The following is a 17,253-nucleotide window of genomic DNA, read 5'->3' as shown; positions in this document are numbered from 1 at the left end:
TCACCATAAAAATTTGATATTACATTTTGTTATTGCCCATACATACTGAACATAGGGGATACTTCTTAATATCCTGATTTAAAAGAGCATACTGAAGTTCTTTTACTTTGTTGGATTTCCAGATGGTATCGATACCATCTTTGACCTGACCTAATAGCATATCACAATCAATGTCATAACAACATGGAGTGATACTCCCATCCCAGAGAACATTGAGTTTTGTAAATGGTTCTACACATAATGGCTGCAGTTTTGATACGCTGGCTATAGGCTGCTTGCTGTATAAGGTGATTTTACCGTTTCCATCATAAAATTTAGGATTCCGCTCACGGCTTAGAGGAATAAATCCAATATGATCTACAAAAGGACGGATCGGCTCAAGAAATTTTTGTGCACGTTCCAGCGACATCTGATTCCATTGGGGAATAATAGAAGATATTATAATCCATGCCTTTCTATGCAAATTCATTTCCTCACGTTCTTTATGTAGCGCTTCCAATCCTTTGCAAATATCTACCCAATGGGCTCCTTGTCTAACAGATTCATATGACATTTCATTTATACCATCAAGAGAAATTCCTATTACAGAAGGTTTTGCTGACAACAATTTTTGGCGGACCACTTTATTTATAAGAGCTATGCCATTAGTCTGGATTCCAACAGTACAGCCAGCCCGTTTTCCACTTCCTATTAATTTATCTAGTTGATTATGAATTAAAGGTTCACCCATAAAAAAGAGTTTAATGGAACCCCTCTTAATGATGGGGAAAGTAGTCCCAAAAATTAAATGCTGTACATATTTAACAAGTACTCTATTTTTCCAACCGCCAAGCATTTCATCAAAAATTGCCGTATCCATAAATCCCACTTTACGGGTCATCTTACTGCGAGGGCACATAGTGCAGTTTAAATTGCAGGCATTAGTGGGCTCTACTTGAAGAGTTAATGGCGAATCAGGAATTAACGCCACTATTGGTTGATTGAATGAGTTTATATGTATCCACCTTTTTAAAATATTTTCTGCACTCTGTTCTAGATTCTTTTCTCCAAGTTTATGGGCATAATGCTTTACTTCTTTAACTATTTGAATTGTATTTTTACCAAGCATATCCCCCCCATGGAGTGAAAGTTCTGTAATTTCTACCGTCTGTAATATTATCCGATTTATAAATAATCTATGAACCTTGCTTTCTTTATTTGCACTTAATGATTGGGAGATTAAATTTTGTAAATGTTTTAATCCGTTAGTTCTGTCACCTTTTGTAATGTAAGCCATTGCCAGACAATAGTGAATTTTGATATCCTCTGGATGTTTAATTAAGATAAGTGAAGTAAGTTCTATAATACTTTCATAATTTTCTTCACTATTTAGCTGGGATAATACTTTCATCATATTGTCTTTCATCATATTGTCTCCTTAGTACAATGTTATTTTAATCCATAATATAATTATTCTACATAATATTCTATAATCCTCTATAAAAAGAAAAGTTTTTAAGCAGTGATGTACCCTCTAAGTTTATTACAATAAAAGATAAATTTAAGTGATACAAAGTAGAACAAGGTATAAAATTTAACATGAAATTTGGAAATATATTTATCACATGATTTTATAATAAAATTCTAATCATATAGTTATAGATGCTTTTTATTAAACATAATAGGCAAACTGTTAAGTTATTTTTTAGGAGGAGACTATTTGTGAGATTAAATCATGGGATGAAGAAAATTAAAGTTATGTCATTGCTAAAATACATAACTTTAATATTTATATTCTTAACGATCCCTGTACTTAAATGTTCAATATGCAAGTCTAGGGAAAATATAAATAAGGAAGAGATAAGTGCAGAAATTGAAAAAATATATAATTTTCGGTGTGATGCTCTTAAAACCGGTGACTATTCAACATTGAATAATTACTATGATACATCTAGACCAAGCGGTAGATATGCATTGGAGCATGAGGTAAAAAGAGCTAAATACTTGAAGGATTGGTGCAGTAAAAGAAATATAGAATTTAAAGATATTAAATCTACTATAAATTTAAGAAAAGCTATACCTCGTGGCAACGCAGTAAGATTAGTTATTGCAGAAAGTTATAAGTTTGATTATAAATATAAAAATGATGAAGCTAGTCCATTAAATTCATTTGGAGTAGGTATACGCCATACGGCAAGTGTAGTAAAAAAAGATGGAAATTGGCTTGTACTTAGTGATTGGTACACTGATTGCTTTGAAGATTCTCTTCAACTTTATACAGCAGCATTAAATAATAACTTAAGTTCTTCAAAAAAGTATTTCAATAATTTCAGTAGTAAAAGGAAAATGGTTTATGACAGGAAAAATGCAGTGGCTTATGCTGACAAGTATTGTGGCATAGCTTGGGGAAATAGCAATAACTTTAAATATAATAGGAAGTATGATGATTATAATGGAGCAGGGGGAGACTGTACTAATTTTATATCTCAAGTATTGGGAGATAAAGAAGGAGGTGCCATGCGTACTAATGGTGAATGGCATCCAGGTACAAGAGCTTGGTCAAATGCAGATGGATTAAAAAACTATTTATTACACAGTGGAAGGGGAAGTGTTATAAGGATTGGAACTTTTGACCAGTTGACTGCTGCTATATCAAATACATCTAATGGAGTATTTAGTAAGTTAAAGACAGGTGATTTGATAGCTTATGAGAAAGGCAGAGGCAATATAGATCATTTTGCAATAGTAACGGGATTTGATTCTCACAATTACCCTTTGGTTAACTCCCATACTACAGATAGGTATCATGTACCCTGGGATTTAGGTTGGGGAAATAAAAATATAAGATTTTTTCTCATACACATGAGGGATTAACAACATTACATTTGTAACATGGGGCTGCTGCAATAAAAAATCTATAATGCAGCAGCTCTATAATTAAGGAAAATAACATAACAAAAATGTAATATTAATTATATATAGTTCAATTGATGATATAAATAGAATCATATAAAATAAGTTCATCAGATGAAGTTAAAAAATTCTAGCTGGAATAAGGAAAAGGGAGAATTGGAAATGCAAAATATATTAAGTGTAGAAAAAATTGAAAAGTATTATGGTAGTAAAGATAATGTAACAAAGGCTATAGATAATATCAGCTTTAAGGTAGATGAAGGGGAGTTTGTTGGAATAATGGGACCTTCAGGAAGTGGTAAAACTACATTACTTAACTGTATATCAACTATTGATAATGTTACTGTGGGAAAGATAATAATAAATGGTAGTGACATTACCAGGTTAAAATCAAAAGCATTGGACAAGTTTAGACAAAATGAGTTAGGGTTTATATTTCAAGACTTCAACTTATTAGATACTCTTACAGCTTATGAGAATATTGCTTTATCATTAACAATAAAAGGCGAGAAAATTTCAGAAATAGATGAAAAAATAAAATCAGTAGCTAAATATTTAGAAATAGGACAAGTATTAAATAAATATCCTTATCAGATGTCAGGAGGACAAAAACAAAGAGTTGCTTCAGCAAGAGCAATAGTAACTAATCCATCCTTGGTACTTGCAGATGAACCAACAGGAGCACTGGATTCAAAGTCTTCCAGATTATTACTTGAAAGATTTGAAAGTTTAAACAAGGAGTTGAATACTACCATACTTATGGTTACTCATGATTCCTTTACAGCAAGCTATGCTCATAGAATACTTTTTATTAAAGATGGAAGAATCTTCAGCGAGCTTGTAAGAGGTAATAACACTAGAAAAGAATTCTTTAATAAAATTATAGAAGTTATAACTCTTCTTGGAGGCGATGACAACAATGTATTTTAAGATAGCTATAAACAATATTAAGAAAAGTTATAAGGATTATACTATATACTTTTTAACACTAATACTGGCTGTTTGTATATTTTACAGTTTTAATTCTATAGATTCACAAAAGGCACTTATTGATCTAAAATCTTCAAATGCAAAATACATATCCAGGTTAATGGAAATGATGTCTGGCGTATCAGTATTTGTATCAATGATATTAGGGAGTTTAATATTATATGCAAATAATTTTTTAATAAAGAAACGCAAAAAAGAATTAGGAATATACATGTCTTTAGGTATGGGAAAAGGAAAAGTATCCAGGATATTAGTAACAGAGACACTTATAGTTGGAATTATATCTTTAATTTCCGGTCTTATATTAGGAATGGGGACATCACAGGTTTTATCTATTTTTACATTAAAATTATTTGAGACTTCTATAAATGAATACAGATTTGCTGTTTCAACAAGTGCTATAGGTAAGACTATATTATACTTTGGAATAATGTTTTTGCTTGTTATGATATTTAATGTATTTGTTATTTCTAAGTATAAAATAATTGATTTACTAACAGCAGGAAGGAAAAATGAAGATATAAAATTTAAAAATTCATTTACATATTTATTAGCTTTTATTCTATGTGTGGTATTACTTGGATTTACGTATAAATCTATACTAAAGATAGGTTTGGATACAAGAAATCCTATGTTTAAGCCATTAATAATCTTCTCGGTAGTAGGTACAGTATTATTCTTCTTTAGTTTATCTGGAGTGATACTATATATAGTAAATAGAAATAAGAATGTATATTTAAAAGGATTGAATATATTTGTAGTAAAACAAATAAATAGTAAGGTTAATACAAATTTTATATCAATGTCAGTAATATGCTTAATGTTATTTATTACAATACTTATATTATCTACGGGAATAAGTCTTAAGAAAGGTTTTGAAGTAGGACTTGAAAAAGAAGCACCTTTTGATGCTAGTGTAACAGTATACAATAATAGTAAAAAGGACAATTTAGAAGATGTATTAGCTAAAATTAATTTTAAAACAAATAAAAATGAAAAGTATGCAGCTTACAATGAATATCTTTCAGGAGTAAAAGTAGGGAATTTATTATCAATTACAGATGAAGATCATAAGGATGATGAGGTATCCTTTATTAAAATATCGGATTATAATAAAATGTTGAAACTGAGAGGAAAAAAAGAAATAAGCTTAAACAAGGATGAAGTTTTACTTATGTCCAACTATAATGAGCTGGTTAAGTTAGCTCATGAAAAGCTTAAAAGTAGTAAGAAAGTTAATATTAAAGGAAAAGAGTACTTGGTTAAAAACGATAAAATTATAGAAGAAAATCTCGGAAATGATATAGTGCAAGATACTTATTTAACGATAGTTATAAATGATGAAATTCTACCAAAGTACAATAAAATTTGTAGATCCATACTTAATGTGATGTATTTAGATAAAAATAGGCAACAAAATAATAAAAAATATAGTGAAATACACGAGAATTTATTAAATCACAAGTATAAGAGCTTAAGTATTTCAAATATGGATGCGTATTCAAAGGATGATATTTATTCTAGAAGTAAGAGCGGAACAACAGCAGTATTATTTATTGGAATATATTTAGGGATAGTATTTCTAATAACTAGCATGGCAGTGCTTGCTCTTGAGCAATTGTCAGAAGCTAGTGATAGTATAGAAAGATATAAAGCTTTAAAGAGAATTGGTGCAAACAAAAAAATGATAGATAAAACAATCTTCATTCAAACTCTGATATATTTTAGTCTCCCAGTTATGCTTGCGATAATTCATTCTATTATTGGCATTTCAGTAGTTAATGGAGAGATGAGTAAGTTTAATCAAATAGATATTAGATTTTCAGCTTTAATAACAGCGTTATTATTTATTGCAGTTTACGCAGGATATTTCTATACAACATATACAGGATATAAAAATATAGTAAAAAATAATATCTAATATTATAATAATTATTAGGGCTATTAAATTTTGTTTGCCAAAGTTTAATAGTCTTCTATATAGAAAGGTAAAGAAAATAATGAGAAAAATTATTATTATTGAAGATGATGAAGTTATAAGAGAAGAATTACAAAGCTTTTTAATGAAATATGGATACGAAGTGAAAGCTCCTGTAGAGTTTAATAATATAATACAATATGTTGAAAATGAGAATGCAAACCTTATATTGCTAGACATAAATCTCCCACAGTTTGATGGCTATTATATATGTAGAGAAATACGTAAAACCTCAGATGTTCCTATTATAATAGTTACTAGCAGAGATAGTGACGCAGATGAATTAATTAGTATGAATTTGGGGGCAGACGATTTTATAACAAAACCTTATAATACAGAAATACTACTTGCAAGGATGACAAATATATTAAAAAGAACATATGGAAACTTAAAAACTAATAATATATTAAATTACAAAGATTTTAATTTAAATCTTTCAAATGCAACGGTTATTTATAAAGACAAATCCTTAGAGCTAACTAAAAATGAGGTTAAGATACTTTCTTATTTAATAAATAATAGGGGAAGTATAGTAAAAAGAGATTTACTTATGGAATACTTGTGGAAAGTAGACTATTTTGTAGATGACAGTGCTTTAACTGTTAATATTAACAGATTAAGAAAGAAGCTTGAAGAGATAGGTATAGAAAATCCAATAGAGACAAGAAGAGGGTTAGGGTATATAATGCCATGAGTATAGGTGAATTTATTAAAGATAAAATGGTAATAATATCATGTAATATGCTGATATTTATTGTGTTATCAATTATAATGCTTGCTATTAATGTTAGCTTCAGTATAATTGTATTGCTTTTTTGCGTCTGGTTTTTACCATTAGTTTCATATATGGCCTTACAATTTATAAAATATAAAAATTATTATGATGAAATTGATAGCATATTAGAAAAATTGGACAAGAAATATCTGCTCCCAGAGGTAATAAAGGAAGCAAGCTTTATAGAAGGAGAAAAACTTAATTCTATACTTAAAGTGGTAAGCAGAAATATGCATGAGAATGTGAAATATTATAAGGATAGTCAAGCAGATTATAGAGAATACATAGAGACCTGGGTACATGAAATTAAGACACCAATAGCTTCTACAAAGCTGATACTTGAAAATAATCAAAATGAAGTAACTAATAAAATAGACTCCCAACTGGATAGAATTGAGGGATTTGTAGAACAGGTACTTTATTATTCACGAAGTAACAATGTGAGTAAAGACTATATTATAAAGCAAATTAGCCTTGATAATGCAGTAAGAAATGTAGCCAAAAGAAATTATAGAGATTTTATTCATAAGAAAATAAAATTAGATATAAAAGATATTGATGAAATTGTATATACTGATGGAAAATGGGTTGAATTTATTATAAATCAGATAATAGGAAATTCTATAAAGTACTCAAGTACTAAGGACCCAATGATAATTATATATTCAGCGAAGAAAGCTAATGTAGTAATGTTAACTATAGAGGATAATGGAGTAGGTATAGTAGATAGAGATATAAATAGAGTTTTTGAAAATGGGTTTACTGGTGAGAACGGAAGAAAGTTTAGCAAAAGTACAGGAATGGGACTATATTTATGTGAAAAGCTTTGTTCAAAATTAGGGCTGAAAATTAGTATTAACTCTGATATAAATAAGGGAACTAAAGTTACATTAATATTTCCTTTGTCAGATATGATTAATATATGCAACACTTGAAATTTGATCTAAAATATGTGTGGGAAAATTAAGGAATCCCTTAATGCAGTTTTAATTTTAAATGATATAATATATGATGTAATCAAGTGATTCTTAGGTTCAGATGGAGTTTGCTTATAAGGATGACTTTCTCCAGCTGAACCTTAGAAGAACTTATCCAGGCGCGTAGCAGTGCTTATTCCCCACTTTGATAGAAAAGCAGATATACCAAATCTTTGATTTGGTATAGTCGCTTTTGCTGTGTGCGATGGGGGTGTTAGCAATGGTAGCGATCGGATAAAATTAATTACTGCTTTGTAGGGGTGACAGTTAAGAATGAACATGGAACTTTTTAGATTAATAAACAACTTAGCAAATAAAAATTTAATTTTGGACAAGATAATGATTTTCTTTTCTAAATATTCGCCTTTCATATTTGTGGCAGTTCTTAGTGCGGTATTTATTTTAGGAATTGTAAAAAGGAATTCTAAATATAGGAAAGGTGCTGTTAATGCCTTATTTATTACTTCATTAAACTTAATTTTAAACTGCATTATCGGGGGCATTTATTATGTAGACAGACCTTTTGTTCATAATAAAGTAAATTTATTATTACCTCATACAAGTAATGCATCATTTCCAAGTGACCATGCAGCAGGGACAATGAGTATAGCATTAGGCTTTAAAAATTATAATAAGTCACTTAGTCTAATATTAACCTTTTTATCGTTGATTGTAGGATTTTCAAGAGTATATGTAGGTAACCATTATCCTATGGATGTTATTGCAGCATATGTAATTGTATGGATAACAAACTACATATACAATTTAATATTAAGAAGAAAAATTCAAAGTTTATATGAAGTAATAGAAAACAAATTCATAGCACATTTTGCAGTATAAAGTGATTCTTAAGTTCAGATACAGGTGTTAGCAATGGCAGCAATCGGATAAATTGATTTTTGTTGAGAACTCTATAGTTACTAATAAAAATTAAGGGTTATACTTGTATATGTGAGGTGAAAATTTTGCAGTTTGTAATAGGATTATTTAATCATTATGGATATATTGTATTATTAATAGCGTTAATGCTGGAACTTATAGCATTTCCATTACCTGGAGAAGCGCTTATGACTTATTGTGGATATGTTATTTATAAGGGAAAAATGAGTTTGATTATAAGTATATTAATTGCTTCGCTTGGAGTAAGTATAGGTATAACTCTATCTTATTTTATTGGAAGAATATTAGGATCAGCTTTTTTCGAAAAGCATGGACATTATATTCATATGAATAAAAATAAATTTGATAAGGTATTTCTATGGCTTCAAAAGTATGGTAATAAACTGTTAATTATAGCATACTTTATTCCAGGTGTAAGGCATGTTACGGGGTATGTTTCAGGCATTGCACATATATCATATAAAAAATTTTCAGTTAACGCATATATAGGAGCTCTTATATGGACGACCACTTTTATTTCATTGGGAAGTGTCCTTGGAGTTAACTGGGTAAAGTATCATCACCTGTTAGAAGGTATTTATTTATAGAAAATTTACAGAACAGTGCCTAAAATAAAACAAGAAAAAATTCAACTATCAGTTGTCTATTAATAGTGTACAAAAAGAGTACACTTAATAGATGAAATAAAATATAGTATTATGAAAATTTTAATGTAATACAAAGGAATATACGGCTATCATCCAAATAATAACATTACAGAATTGTCTGAAGATTGTGTTCTTTATTTGATCAAAATCCTGCTTTTTTTTTGAACAGTGGTACTAGTATTATTAAAGATAAACCTAAAGTTGGAAAAGCTATAAAAGTACCTCGAAACCTTAACTGGTATGGCTTTGGGTATAATATCTAATGATATAGAAAATTTCAAAAGTAAGTAAGTTGATTGGTACGAATTTTGCTAATGAAATATATGGGAATAAAAATATATGGAAATAAAATTAGGGGGAATAATAATGGAGAGATTTACGTTGCCAAGAGACATTTACTTTGGAGAAGACGCTTTGGGTGCTTTGAAAACGTTAAAGGGTAAGAAAGCTGTAGTAGTTGTTGGAGGAGGATCCATGAAGAGATTTGGTTTCCTTGACAAGGTAGAAGAATACTTAAAAGAAGCAAACATAGAAGTTAAACTAATAGAAGGTGTTGAACCAGATCCATCTGTGGAAACTGTTATGAAAGGCGCTAAAATAATGACAGAATTTGGACCAGATTGGATAGTTGCTATTGGAGGAGGTTCACCAATAGATGCTGCAAAGGCTATGTGGTTATTTTATGAATATCCAGATTTTACTTTCAAACAAGCAATTGTTCCATTTGGATTACCAGAATTAAGACAAAAAGCTAAATTTGTAGCTATAGCTTCTACTAGTGGAACAGCTACTGAAGTTACTTCATTTTCAGTAATAACTGATTACAAAGCTAAAATAAAGTATCCTTTAGCTGACTTCAATTTGACACCAGATATAGCTATAGTTGATCCAGCATTAGCCCAGACAATGCCACCTAAATTAACTGCACATACTGGTATGGATGCATTAACTCATGCACTAGAGGCTTATGTAGCATCAGCTAGGTCAGATATTTCAGATCCACTTGCAATACATTCTATAATTATGACAAGGGATAACTTATTTAAATCCTATAAGGGTGATAAAGATGCTAGAAATAAAATGCATATATCACAATGTTTAGCAGGTATGGCATTTTCTAATGCACTTCTTGGTATAACCCATAGTTTAGCACATAAAACAGGAGCTGTATGGCACATACCACATGGATGCGCTAATGCAATATATCTTCCATATGTTTTAGATTTTAATAAAAAAGCTTGTGGAGATAGATATGCTAATATAGCTAAAATATTAGGACTTAAAGGAACTACTGAAGATGAATTGGTAGATTCTCTAGTTAAAATGGTACAAGATATGGATAAGGAAATGAACATACCTTTGACTTTAAAAGATTATGGTATAAGTAAAGATGATTTCAATTCAAATGTTGATTTTATAGCAAAGAATGCTCTCTTAGATGCATGTACAGGAGCTAATCCAAGGCCTATAGATTTTGATCAGATGAAAAAGATACTTCAATGTATATATGATGGGAAAAAGGTAACTTTTTAGTATAACTCAATATGAACCTAATATAAACTTAATATAATTTGATGAAGCACCAGTTATTAATCCAATTGATAACTGGTGCTTTAATAAATATTATTGTAAAAATTCCACCTAGTCTAATAAATATAATGAAATCTTTTGGTTGGTATAAATTTTAGATTTTGGTTGAAGACATTGGCACTTTAATAAATATAATTAATTTTATAGAGTTTTTATTTTTTACTTGGAAATTCTATAATATGAATTTTTAGAGGTGGAAAAATGATTAGATATTTTTTACAAGGATTTTTACTTGGAATTTCTTATGTGGCTCCAATTGGTATGCAGAACTTATATGTAATTAATTCAGCTATAACTGCTAGTAAAAGAGCAGAGGCATTTAGGACAGCTTTTATAACTATATTTTTTGATATTTCCCTTGCACTAACCTGTTTTTGGGGTATAGGAACCATAATTCAAAAATCAAAAGTTTTGAGATCAGTTGTGTTATTGGTTGGATGTATAGTTGTTATATACATTGGAGTAAGCCTTATAAGAAGTAAGTCGGATATTGATAAAAAAACTAATGTAGAAAAAGGCTTAGTTAAAGTAATTATATCTTGTTTTGTTGTGACTTGGATGAATCCGCAGGCTATTATTGATGGCTCACTTCTCCTTGGAGGGTTTAGGGCATCTCTTTCTTATCAAACCTCTTGGTACTTTATACTTGGATCTTGCATGGCATCAATTTTTTGGTTTACTTCTCTTGCAGCTATTATGTCGATTTTTAAGCACAGTTTTAATGAAAAATCAATTAAGGTAATCAATAGGATATGTGGTATAATAATAATTTATTACGGAGTAAGACTTGGCTTGAATTTCATATTATCAAAGTAAAAGGATTTGAATGTGTATGTTAAGTATTGATTGGAAACCGGATAAAAAATCTTGTATTTCTATGTACAGGCAGATTGTAAATTATGTAAAGGAGAAAATAGGAAATGGAGAGTGGACTATAGGAGAAAAGCTACCATCACAGAGAGAGCTGGCAGAAAAATTTGAAGTAAATAGAAGCACTGTTGTAGAAGCTTTAGATGAGTTAAAAGCAGATGGCCTAATTGAGGGAAAAAGTAAAAAAGGTACCAGAATTATAAATAATACTTGGTCTTTGATGGCGTCTATGCTGCCAGGTAGTTGGGAACCCTATATAAAAAGTGGAATACACAAACCTAACCTTCATACAATCCAAATTATAAATAAGTTGGAATATAAGGATAATATAATAAGGCTTGGCACGGGTGAACTTTCTCCTGAATTATTTCCAAAAGATATGATGAAGAAGGTATTTAAAACTGTGTCCAATAACATAACTTCTTTAAGTTATGAAATGGCTAAGGGTTCACCTAAATTGAGAAAGGTTATAAGTGAGTATTTAAAAAAATTCCATATAAATGTGTCATCAGACTCAATACTAATTGTTTCAGGTTCACTTCAGGCTCTTCAGTTGATTTCAATGAGCATACTAAAGCCTGGATCTAGGATACTTGTGGAAAAACCATCATATATAAAATCACTTCATGTATTTGACTTTTCTGGAGTTAGTTTCAGTGGAATATCTATGGATTCAGATGGAATTAAGTTAAATGAAATTTTAAAAAATATAGATAGAAATACATCTCTTCTATATACTATTCCAACATTCCATAATCCTACGGGTATATTAATGCCGCAGCATAGGAGAAATAAGCTACTGGATTTATGTAATAAAGAGAGAATTCCAATTATCGAAGATGATGCCTATAGGGAATTATGGTTGGATGAAGTGCCACCTTATCCAATAAAAGCAAAAGATGAAAATGGAATAGTACTTTATATGGGTACTACATCGAAGTCAATGGCAGCAGGAATGAGAATAGGGTGGGTTGTTGCTCCCGAAACTGTTGTTGAGCGACTTGGAGATGTTAAAATGCAAACGGATTATGGTGCAAGTTCCATTTCACAGTATGTAACTGCTGAATGGATAGAAAGTGGATTTTATGAAATATATTTAAAAGAACTGAGAGAAAAACTTAAAATAAGGAGAGAAATTGCACTAAATGCTCTTGAAAAATATTTTTTTAACATAGCTAGTTGGAATGTGCCAAAAGGAGGGTTTTATATATGGTTAAAGCTTAAAAATAAAATAGACATGAAAAAACTTTTTTATAAATGTTGCAAAAATGGAATATTAATAAATCCAGGATATATATACGATTTTACTAAAAATTATAATATAAGGATATCCTATTCCTATGCTTCTCTTTATGACTTGGAACTAGGACTTAAAAAGCTTTCACAAATAATTAGAAGTTTATCCGATCGCTGCCATTGCTAACACCCCATAGTACACAGCGAAAGCGACTATACCAAATCAAAGATTTGGAATATCTGCTTGCACACAGCGAAAGCGACTATACCAAATCAGAGATTTGGAATATCTGCTTTTCTATCAAAATGTGGTATAAGCACTGCTGCGCGCCTGGATATGTACTGTGAGTAGGTTACATAACATTTTGTATAATTTTTAACAATTCTAAAAGTACTAGGTATAATCTTCTGTCTCATCCTAAAATACACCCATTTATTCTAAATTATTTACAAAGTAAGTCACCTTTTTTAATATTTTACCGAAAAAATTAATACTATTAATACAATAAGGTAACAATAGTACAAAAATATAAAAAAATAAACGGATATTGTCCAAATAACATATGTCACTTTATGCCATGAAAAGATTCTCTATTCGTTTACAATGATTAATGTATTAATATATTAATATTACAAAAGCGTCTTAAATCTGAAATTCGCATTAAGATGAGGCTTCTCATCAAATAACAATATAATAAAATAATTGGAGGTTTGTTTATGGAATTGTCAATGGATGCGGCTTTAGCTGCTGCTAAAAAAAAGGTAAAATCAAGTTTTTTTAAAAAAGGTATTGCAATTGGTTTATTTTCAGGAATTTCATATGGACTATATTCAGCATTTTTGACATTAGGTACAACAAAAGGAATTTGGGGTGACTGGTATGGTGCAAATACAGCAGGTTTAACAGCGCTTACTATTGCATATGTACTTGGTGCACTTAGTAGTGGAATAAATGATACTGCCAGTGCAGCTTGGGCATTAATTGCTGCAGCTGCTAGAGGCAAACTGGGTGATTTCTTTAGATGTCTTAATACTAAACCAGGTAGATTGATTATGGTAGCTGCTCTTATGGGAGGCCCAGTTGCTACTACAGCTTATGTTGTAGCTCTAAAGATGGCAGGTTCACTTGCTGTTCCGATTTCTGCCCTTTGCCCAGCTATTGGTGCTATATTAGGTAGAATTTTATACAAACAAGAATTAAACAAGCATATGATTGTAGGTATTCTTATCTGTGTTTGTGCAAGTGGTTTGATTGGTCTCCAAAGTGTTACTGGAAATGCACCTGCAGGAGCAGGATTAGGTATGGTTATCGCTCTTATCGCTGCACTTGGATGGGGATTAGAAGGTTGTATAGCTGGTTATGGTTCATGTATGGTAGATTCAGAGATTGGTATTGCTATTCGTCAGACAACATCAGGTCTTTCAAATTTAATTATATTTATTCCTATTATATCTATAATTGTAGGTAATAATGCAGGTCTAGCATTTCAGCTTACTGCTAAAGCATTTACAAGTGGTCCTGCTATGATTTGGCTTGCTATAAGTGGTCTTTGTGCTTATCTTTCATTTATGACTTGGTATAAAGGTAATAGTATGACTGGTACAGCTCTTGGTATGGCAACTAATGGAACATACTCATTTTTCGGACCATTCTTCTGCTGGATTATACTTGGTGTAATTTTCGGTATACAAGGTTGGGCAATGGCTCCTATAGTATGGTTTTCCGCTATATTAATGGCAGTTGGTATTTTAGTAATTGCTGTAAACCCAATAGATTTGTTTAGAAAACAGGAGGATTAATTGTATGAAACCACTTAATTATGCTATTTTAAAACATTTTACAAAAGCTAAAGAAGCTTGTGCAGATGACGTTATTGAAGCTTTAAAAGGTGACTATGGCGATTTTAAGGGACTTAAAAAAGGTGCTGTAATTGAAGCTTTAATGACAGCTGAAGCTAATGGACTTCTTGAAGAAACAAGATCTATATTGGATAAGTCAGGTGATTTAGTTGTTTACTATCATGCAAATGAAGAAGGAGCAGCTACAATTAATAAATACATTGATTAAAATTAAATGCTATTAGTACAAGAAAATAGCTATAGTACAAGAACTCCAAAAAACTAGCAGATATTATGCAGTAAAATATTGAACTTTATACCATGAAAAAATGTGTTATTAAGTTAATATATCATTAGAAAACAAAAACGTTTTCACTAAAGTCTAGTTATGAAAGAGGGGAGTTTTAAGTTATGTGTGAAATGACAGGAAAACCTAGTGCGGCAGCAATTGCCGCTAAAAAGAAATTATCATCACAATTTTTCAAAAAAGGTATATCAATTGCTATATTTTCAGGTATTATGTATGGATTCTATTCTGCATTCTTATCATTAGGTATGACTAAAGGAGTTTGGAGTGACTGGTATGGTACTAATACAGCAGGGTTATCCGCTTTTGTTATTACCTATGTATTGGGTGCCCTTGGTAGTGCAGTAAATGATTCTTGCAGTGCTATCTGGGCAATGCTTTATGCAGGTATTAAGGGTAAGTTTGGAGATTTCTTAAGATGCATCAATACTACTCCAGGCCGTGTAATGATTTTGGCAGCTCTTATAGGAGGACCAATTTCAAGTACAGCTTATGTTATCGGTCTTCAGATGGCTGGCTCAATAGTTATTCCTATTACAGCTCTTTGTCCGGCTATTGGTGCTATATTAGGTAGAATCTTATTTAAACAAGAGTTAAACAAACGTATGATGTTAGGTATAGTTATTTGTGTTACTGCTAGTTTCATGATTGGTAGTACAAGCATCACTGGAAGTGCTCCAAAGGGCGCTCTTTTAGGTATTGCTATTGCTTTCATAGCAGCCCTTGGATGGGGATTTGAAGGTTGTGTAGCTGGTTATGGTACATCTATGATTGATTCTGAAATAGGTATTACTATCCGTCAAGCAACATCAGGTATTTCAAACTTAATTATATTAATACCTATTATGGGTATGCTTGCAGGTAGTGTTAAGCTTTCAACTGGTCTTGTATTTCAGGCGTTTACAAGTGGATCTGCTATGATTTGGTTTGCTATAAGTGGTCTTTGCGCATTTGTTTCATACATGAGTTGGTATAAGGGTAATAGTATGTGTGGTGCAGCTCTTGGTATGGCTTGTAATGGTACTTACTCATTCTGGGGACCATTCTGCTGCTGGATAGTACTTGGTGTAATCTTTGGCAAATCAGGTTGGTCAATACCTGCTATTGGTTGGATTGCTGCAGTACTTATGGTATTTGGTATTTTGGTAATTGCTATGAATCCAATGGATTTATTTAGAAAAAAGGAGGATAAATAGTATGAAACCACTTAACTATGCTATTTTAAAACACTTTACAACAGTTAAAGAGGCTTGTGCAGAAGAGGTTATTGAAGCTTTAAAAGATGACTATGGTAATTTTAAGGCACTTAATAGAGATGCTGTAATTGAAGCTTTAATGACAGCTGAGGCTAATGGACTTCTTGAAGAAACAAGATTTGAAATGGATAAATCAGGTAACTTAAGAGTTTATTATCACGCACATGAAGAAGGTGCAGCTACAATTAATAAATATATCAAAGACTAATAACTTGAATTTCATAAGTTCAAATTATTAGTTCAAATAATAAATATTTTCAAGCAAAGGTAATCGAATCAAAATTGCATTTGCTTGAAAAAGATCCATACTGCGTAATTGCGTATAGAGGAGGAGGGTTATGAAATGAGGTATTATGGCGAAGAGGCATTAGGCCTTATTGAAACATTAGGGATGGTTCCTGCAATTGAAGCAGCAGACAAAATGCTAAAGGCTGCTGATGTTGAACTGATATCATATGAAAATATAGGTTCCACTCTTGTTACAATTATGGTAAAGGGTGATGTTGCTGCCGTTAGAGCATCTGTGGAAGCAGGAGCTGCTGCTGCTGCAGCAATAGGCAAATTGACAGCACACAATGTTATGCCAAGACCAATTAAAGGTGTTGGAGACATTGTTTCAGTACATGACATCGATGCATAAAAATATAGTAAAAAATATGGTAAAGGAAAGGAAAAACAGATGAGCAAATATGTGGCTTTAGGTTTAGTAGAAACATTTGGTTTGGTTTTTGTTTTAGAGGCTGCAGATGCAATGTGTAAAGCTGCAGATGTTGAATTAATTGGCTACGAAAATGTAGCTTCCGGTTATATTTCTGTATTGGTTGCCGGAGATGTAGGAGCTTGCAAAGCAGCTGTAGAAGCTGGAGTAAAAGCTGTAACAGATATGGGCGCTGAAGTTTATAGTTCAGTTGTTATTGCAAGTCCACATCCGGATCTTCAGAAAATCACCAAACGTTATACAATTGAAAATTTACTTCCTTAATATGTGGATGATAT

Annotated in this window: 18 protein-coding genes; 16 read left to right on the top strand and 2 right to left on the bottom strand. The window is 31.1% G+C overall.

From position 1 onward, the window contains the following. Positions 1 to 19: 19 nt before the first annotated feature. Complete coding sequence (locus CLRAG_RS10980; RefSeq protein ID WP_065078478.1) at positions 20 to 1,405, bottom strand: radical SAM/SPASM domain-containing protein; 1,386 nt, start codon at positions 1,403 to 1,405, stop codon at positions 20 to 22. A gap of 296 nt (positions 1,406 to 1,701) precedes the next feature. Between CLRAG_RS10980 and CLRAG_RS10975 the strand changes: the two genes are divergently transcribed. From CLRAG_RS10975 to CLRAG_RS10930, 10 genes are all read left to right on the top strand, one after another. Next, entirely contained in the window at positions 1,702 to 2,853 is a 1,152-nt protein-coding gene (locus CLRAG_RS10975; protein WP_154104979.1) for an amidase domain-containing protein, read from the top strand. Positions 2,854 to 3,054: 201 nt separating this feature from the next. Next, positions 3,055 to 3,822 carry an ABC transporter ATP-binding protein gene (locus tag CLRAG_RS10970; RefSeq protein ID WP_065078575.1) on the top strand — a complete coding sequence of 256 codons (768 nt, stop codon included), beginning with the start codon at positions 3,055 to 3,057 and terminating at the stop codon, positions 3,820 to 3,822. Continuing rightward, positions 3,812 to 5,803 carry an FtsX-like permease family protein gene (locus CLRAG_RS10965; protein WP_065078477.1) on the top strand — a complete coding sequence of 664 codons (1,992 nt, stop codon included), beginning with the start codon at positions 3,812 to 3,814 and terminating at the stop codon, positions 5,801 to 5,803. The genes CLRAG_RS10970 and CLRAG_RS10965 overlap by 11 nt, the downstream gene beginning before the upstream one ends. A 79-nt stretch (positions 5,804 to 5,882) precedes the next feature. After that, positions 5,883 to 6,554, top strand: a complete 672-nt coding sequence (locus CLRAG_RS10960; protein ID WP_065078476.1) for a response regulator transcription factor — start codon at positions 5,883 to 5,885, stop codon at positions 6,552 to 6,554. Beyond that, the gene (locus CLRAG_RS10955; protein ID WP_065078475.1) at positions 6,551 to 7,570 is read left to right on the top strand and encodes a sensor histidine kinase; all 1,020 of its coding nucleotides are present in this window, start codon (positions 6,551 to 6,553) and stop codon (positions 7,568 to 7,570) included. Before CLRAG_RS10960 ends, CLRAG_RS10955 begins: the two co-directional genes overlap by 4 nt. A 315-nt stretch (positions 7,571 to 7,885) precedes the next feature. Then, positions 7,886 to 8,452, top strand: coding sequence for a phosphatase PAP2 family protein (locus tag CLRAG_RS10950; RefSeq protein WP_065078474.1), 567 nt, complete (start codon positions 7,886 to 7,888; stop codon positions 8,450 to 8,452). Positions 8,453 to 8,577: 125 nt separating this feature from the next. Continuing rightward, positions 8,578 to 9,099, top strand: a complete 522-nt coding sequence (locus CLRAG_RS10945; protein ID WP_065078473.1) for a DedA family protein — start codon at positions 8,578 to 8,580, stop codon at positions 9,097 to 9,099. 426 nt (positions 9,100 to 9,525) lie between these two features. After that, the gene (locus tag CLRAG_RS10940; RefSeq protein ID WP_065078472.1) at positions 9,526 to 10,692 is read left to right on the top strand and encodes an iron-containing alcohol dehydrogenase; all 1,167 of its coding nucleotides are present in this window, start codon (positions 9,526 to 9,528) and stop codon (positions 10,690 to 10,692) included. 258 nt (positions 10,693 to 10,950) lie between these two features. Continuing rightward, entirely contained in the window at positions 10,951 to 11,565 is a 615-nt protein-coding gene (locus tag CLRAG_RS10935) for a LysE/ArgO family amino acid transporter (RefSeq protein ID WP_065078471.1), read from the top strand. Positions 11,566 to 11,581: 16 nt separating this feature from the next. Then, the gene (locus tag CLRAG_RS10930) at positions 11,582 to 13,042 is read left to right on the top strand and encodes an aminotransferase-like domain-containing protein (RefSeq protein WP_065078574.1); all 1,461 of its coding nucleotides are present in this window, start codon (positions 11,582 to 11,584) and stop codon (positions 13,040 to 13,042) included. An 86-nt stretch (positions 13,043 to 13,128) separates the two neighbouring features. On the opposite strand, the gene CLRAG_RS20525 is transcribed toward CLRAG_RS10930, so the two are convergent. Next, complete coding sequence (locus CLRAG_RS20525) at positions 13,129 to 13,272, bottom strand: hypothetical protein (protein ID WP_154104978.1); 144 nt, start codon at positions 13,270 to 13,272, stop codon at positions 13,129 to 13,131. Positions 13,273 to 13,572: 300 nt separating this feature from the next. Here CLRAG_RS20525 and CLRAG_RS10925 point away from each other — a divergent pair, with 300 nt between their 5' ends. The 6 genes from CLRAG_RS10925 to CLRAG_RS10900 all read left to right on the top strand — a co-directional run bounded on the left by CLRAG_RS10925 (position 13,573) and on the right by CLRAG_RS10900 (position 17,239). Next, positions 13,573 to 14,655: a hypothetical protein gene (locus CLRAG_RS10925; protein ID WP_065078470.1), complete on the top strand. Its 1,083-nt coding sequence runs from the start codon at positions 13,573 to 13,575 to the stop codon at positions 14,653 to 14,655. 4 nt (positions 14,656 to 14,659) lie between these two features. After that, positions 14,660 to 14,923 carry a hypothetical protein gene (locus CLRAG_RS10920; RefSeq protein ID WP_063553798.1) on the top strand — a complete coding sequence of 88 codons (264 nt, stop codon included), beginning with the start codon at positions 14,660 to 14,662 and terminating at the stop codon, positions 14,921 to 14,923. A gap of 182 nt (positions 14,924 to 15,105) precedes the next feature. Then, entirely contained in the window at positions 15,106 to 16,197 is a 1,092-nt protein-coding gene (locus CLRAG_RS10915) for a hypothetical protein (protein WP_065078469.1), read from the top strand. A 1-nt stretch (position 16,198) separates the two neighbouring features. After that, on the top strand, positions 16,199 to 16,465 hold the full coding sequence (locus CLRAG_RS10910) for a hypothetical protein (protein WP_065078468.1): 267 nt from the start codon (positions 16,199 to 16,201) through the stop codon (positions 16,463 to 16,465). Positions 16,466 to 16,600: 135 nt separating this feature from the next. Continuing rightward, positions 16,601 to 16,897 carry a BMC domain-containing protein gene (locus CLRAG_RS10905; protein WP_013240575.1) on the top strand — a complete coding sequence of 99 codons (297 nt, stop codon included), beginning with the start codon at positions 16,601 to 16,603 and terminating at the stop codon, positions 16,895 to 16,897. Positions 16,898 to 16,936: 39 nt separating this feature from the next. Further along, a complete protein-coding gene (locus CLRAG_RS10900) occupies positions 16,937 to 17,239 on the top strand; it encodes a BMC domain-containing protein (protein ID WP_065078467.1) in 303 nt (100 codons plus the stop codon). Positions 17,240 to 17,253 lie beyond the last annotated feature (14 nt).

It is taken from the genome of Clostridium ragsdalei P11, assembly GCF_001675165.1.
GTDB lineage: Bacteria > Bacillota > Clostridia > Clostridiales > Clostridiaceae > Clostridium_B > Clostridium_B ragsdalei.
The sequence above is the reverse complement of the archived record's forward strand: the minus strand, read 5'-3'. Positions and strand labels throughout refer to the sequence as shown.

Bases quoted from the DNA above. Each gene is read 5' to 3' on its own strand.
- CLRAG_RS10980 (WP_065078478.1), bottom strand. From the start codon at position 1,405: ATGAAAGACAATATGATGAAAGTATTATCCCAGCTAAATAGTGAAGAA.
- CLRAG_RS10970 (WP_065078575.1), top strand. From the start codon at position 3,055: ATGCAAAATATATTAAGTGTAGAAAAAATTGAAAAGTATTATGGTAGT.
- CLRAG_RS10965 (WP_065078477.1), top strand. From the start codon at position 3,812: ATGTATTTTAAGATAGCTATAAACAATATTAAGAAAAGTTATAAGGAT.
- CLRAG_RS10960 (WP_065078476.1), top strand. From the start codon at position 5,883: ATGAGAAAAATTATTATTATTGAAGATGATGAAGTTATAAGAGAAGAA.
- CLRAG_RS10955 (WP_065078475.1), top strand. From the start codon at position 6,551: ATGAGTATAGGTGAATTTATTAAAGATAAAATGGTAATAATATCATGT.
- CLRAG_RS10950 (WP_065078474.1), top strand. From the start codon at position 7,886: ATGAACATGGAACTTTTTAGATTAATAAACAACTTAGCAAATAAAAAT.
- CLRAG_RS10940 (WP_065078472.1), top strand. From the start codon at position 9,526: ATGGAGAGATTTACGTTGCCAAGAGACATTTACTTTGGAGAAGACGCT.
- CLRAG_RS10935 (WP_065078471.1), top strand. From the start codon at position 10,951: ATGATTAGATATTTTTTACAAGGATTTTTACTTGGAATTTCTTATGTG.
- CLRAG_RS10930 (WP_065078574.1), top strand. From the start codon at position 11,582: ATGTTAAGTATTGATTGGAAACCGGATAAAAAATCTTGTATTTCTATG.
- CLRAG_RS20525 (WP_154104978.1), bottom strand. From the start codon at position 13,272: ATGAGACAGAAGATTATACCTAGTACTTTTAGAATTGTTAAAAATTAT.
- CLRAG_RS10925 (WP_065078470.1), top strand. From the start codon at position 13,573: ATGGAATTGTCAATGGATGCGGCTTTAGCTGCTGCTAAAAAAAAGGTA.
- CLRAG_RS10920 (WP_063553798.1), top strand. From the start codon at position 14,660: ATGAAACCACTTAATTATGCTATTTTAAAACATTTTACAAAAGCTAAA.
- CLRAG_RS10915 (WP_065078469.1), top strand. From the start codon at position 15,106: ATGTGTGAAATGACAGGAAAACCTAGTGCGGCAGCAATTGCCGCTAAA.
- CLRAG_RS10910 (WP_065078468.1), top strand. From the start codon at position 16,199: ATGAAACCACTTAACTATGCTATTTTAAAACACTTTACAACAGTTAAA.
- CLRAG_RS10905 (WP_013240575.1), top strand. From the start codon at position 16,601: ATGAGGTATTATGGCGAAGAGGCATTAGGCCTTATTGAAACATTAGGG.
- CLRAG_RS10900 (WP_065078467.1), top strand. From the start codon at position 16,937: ATGAGCAAATATGTGGCTTTAGGTTTAGTAGAAACATTTGGTTTGGTT.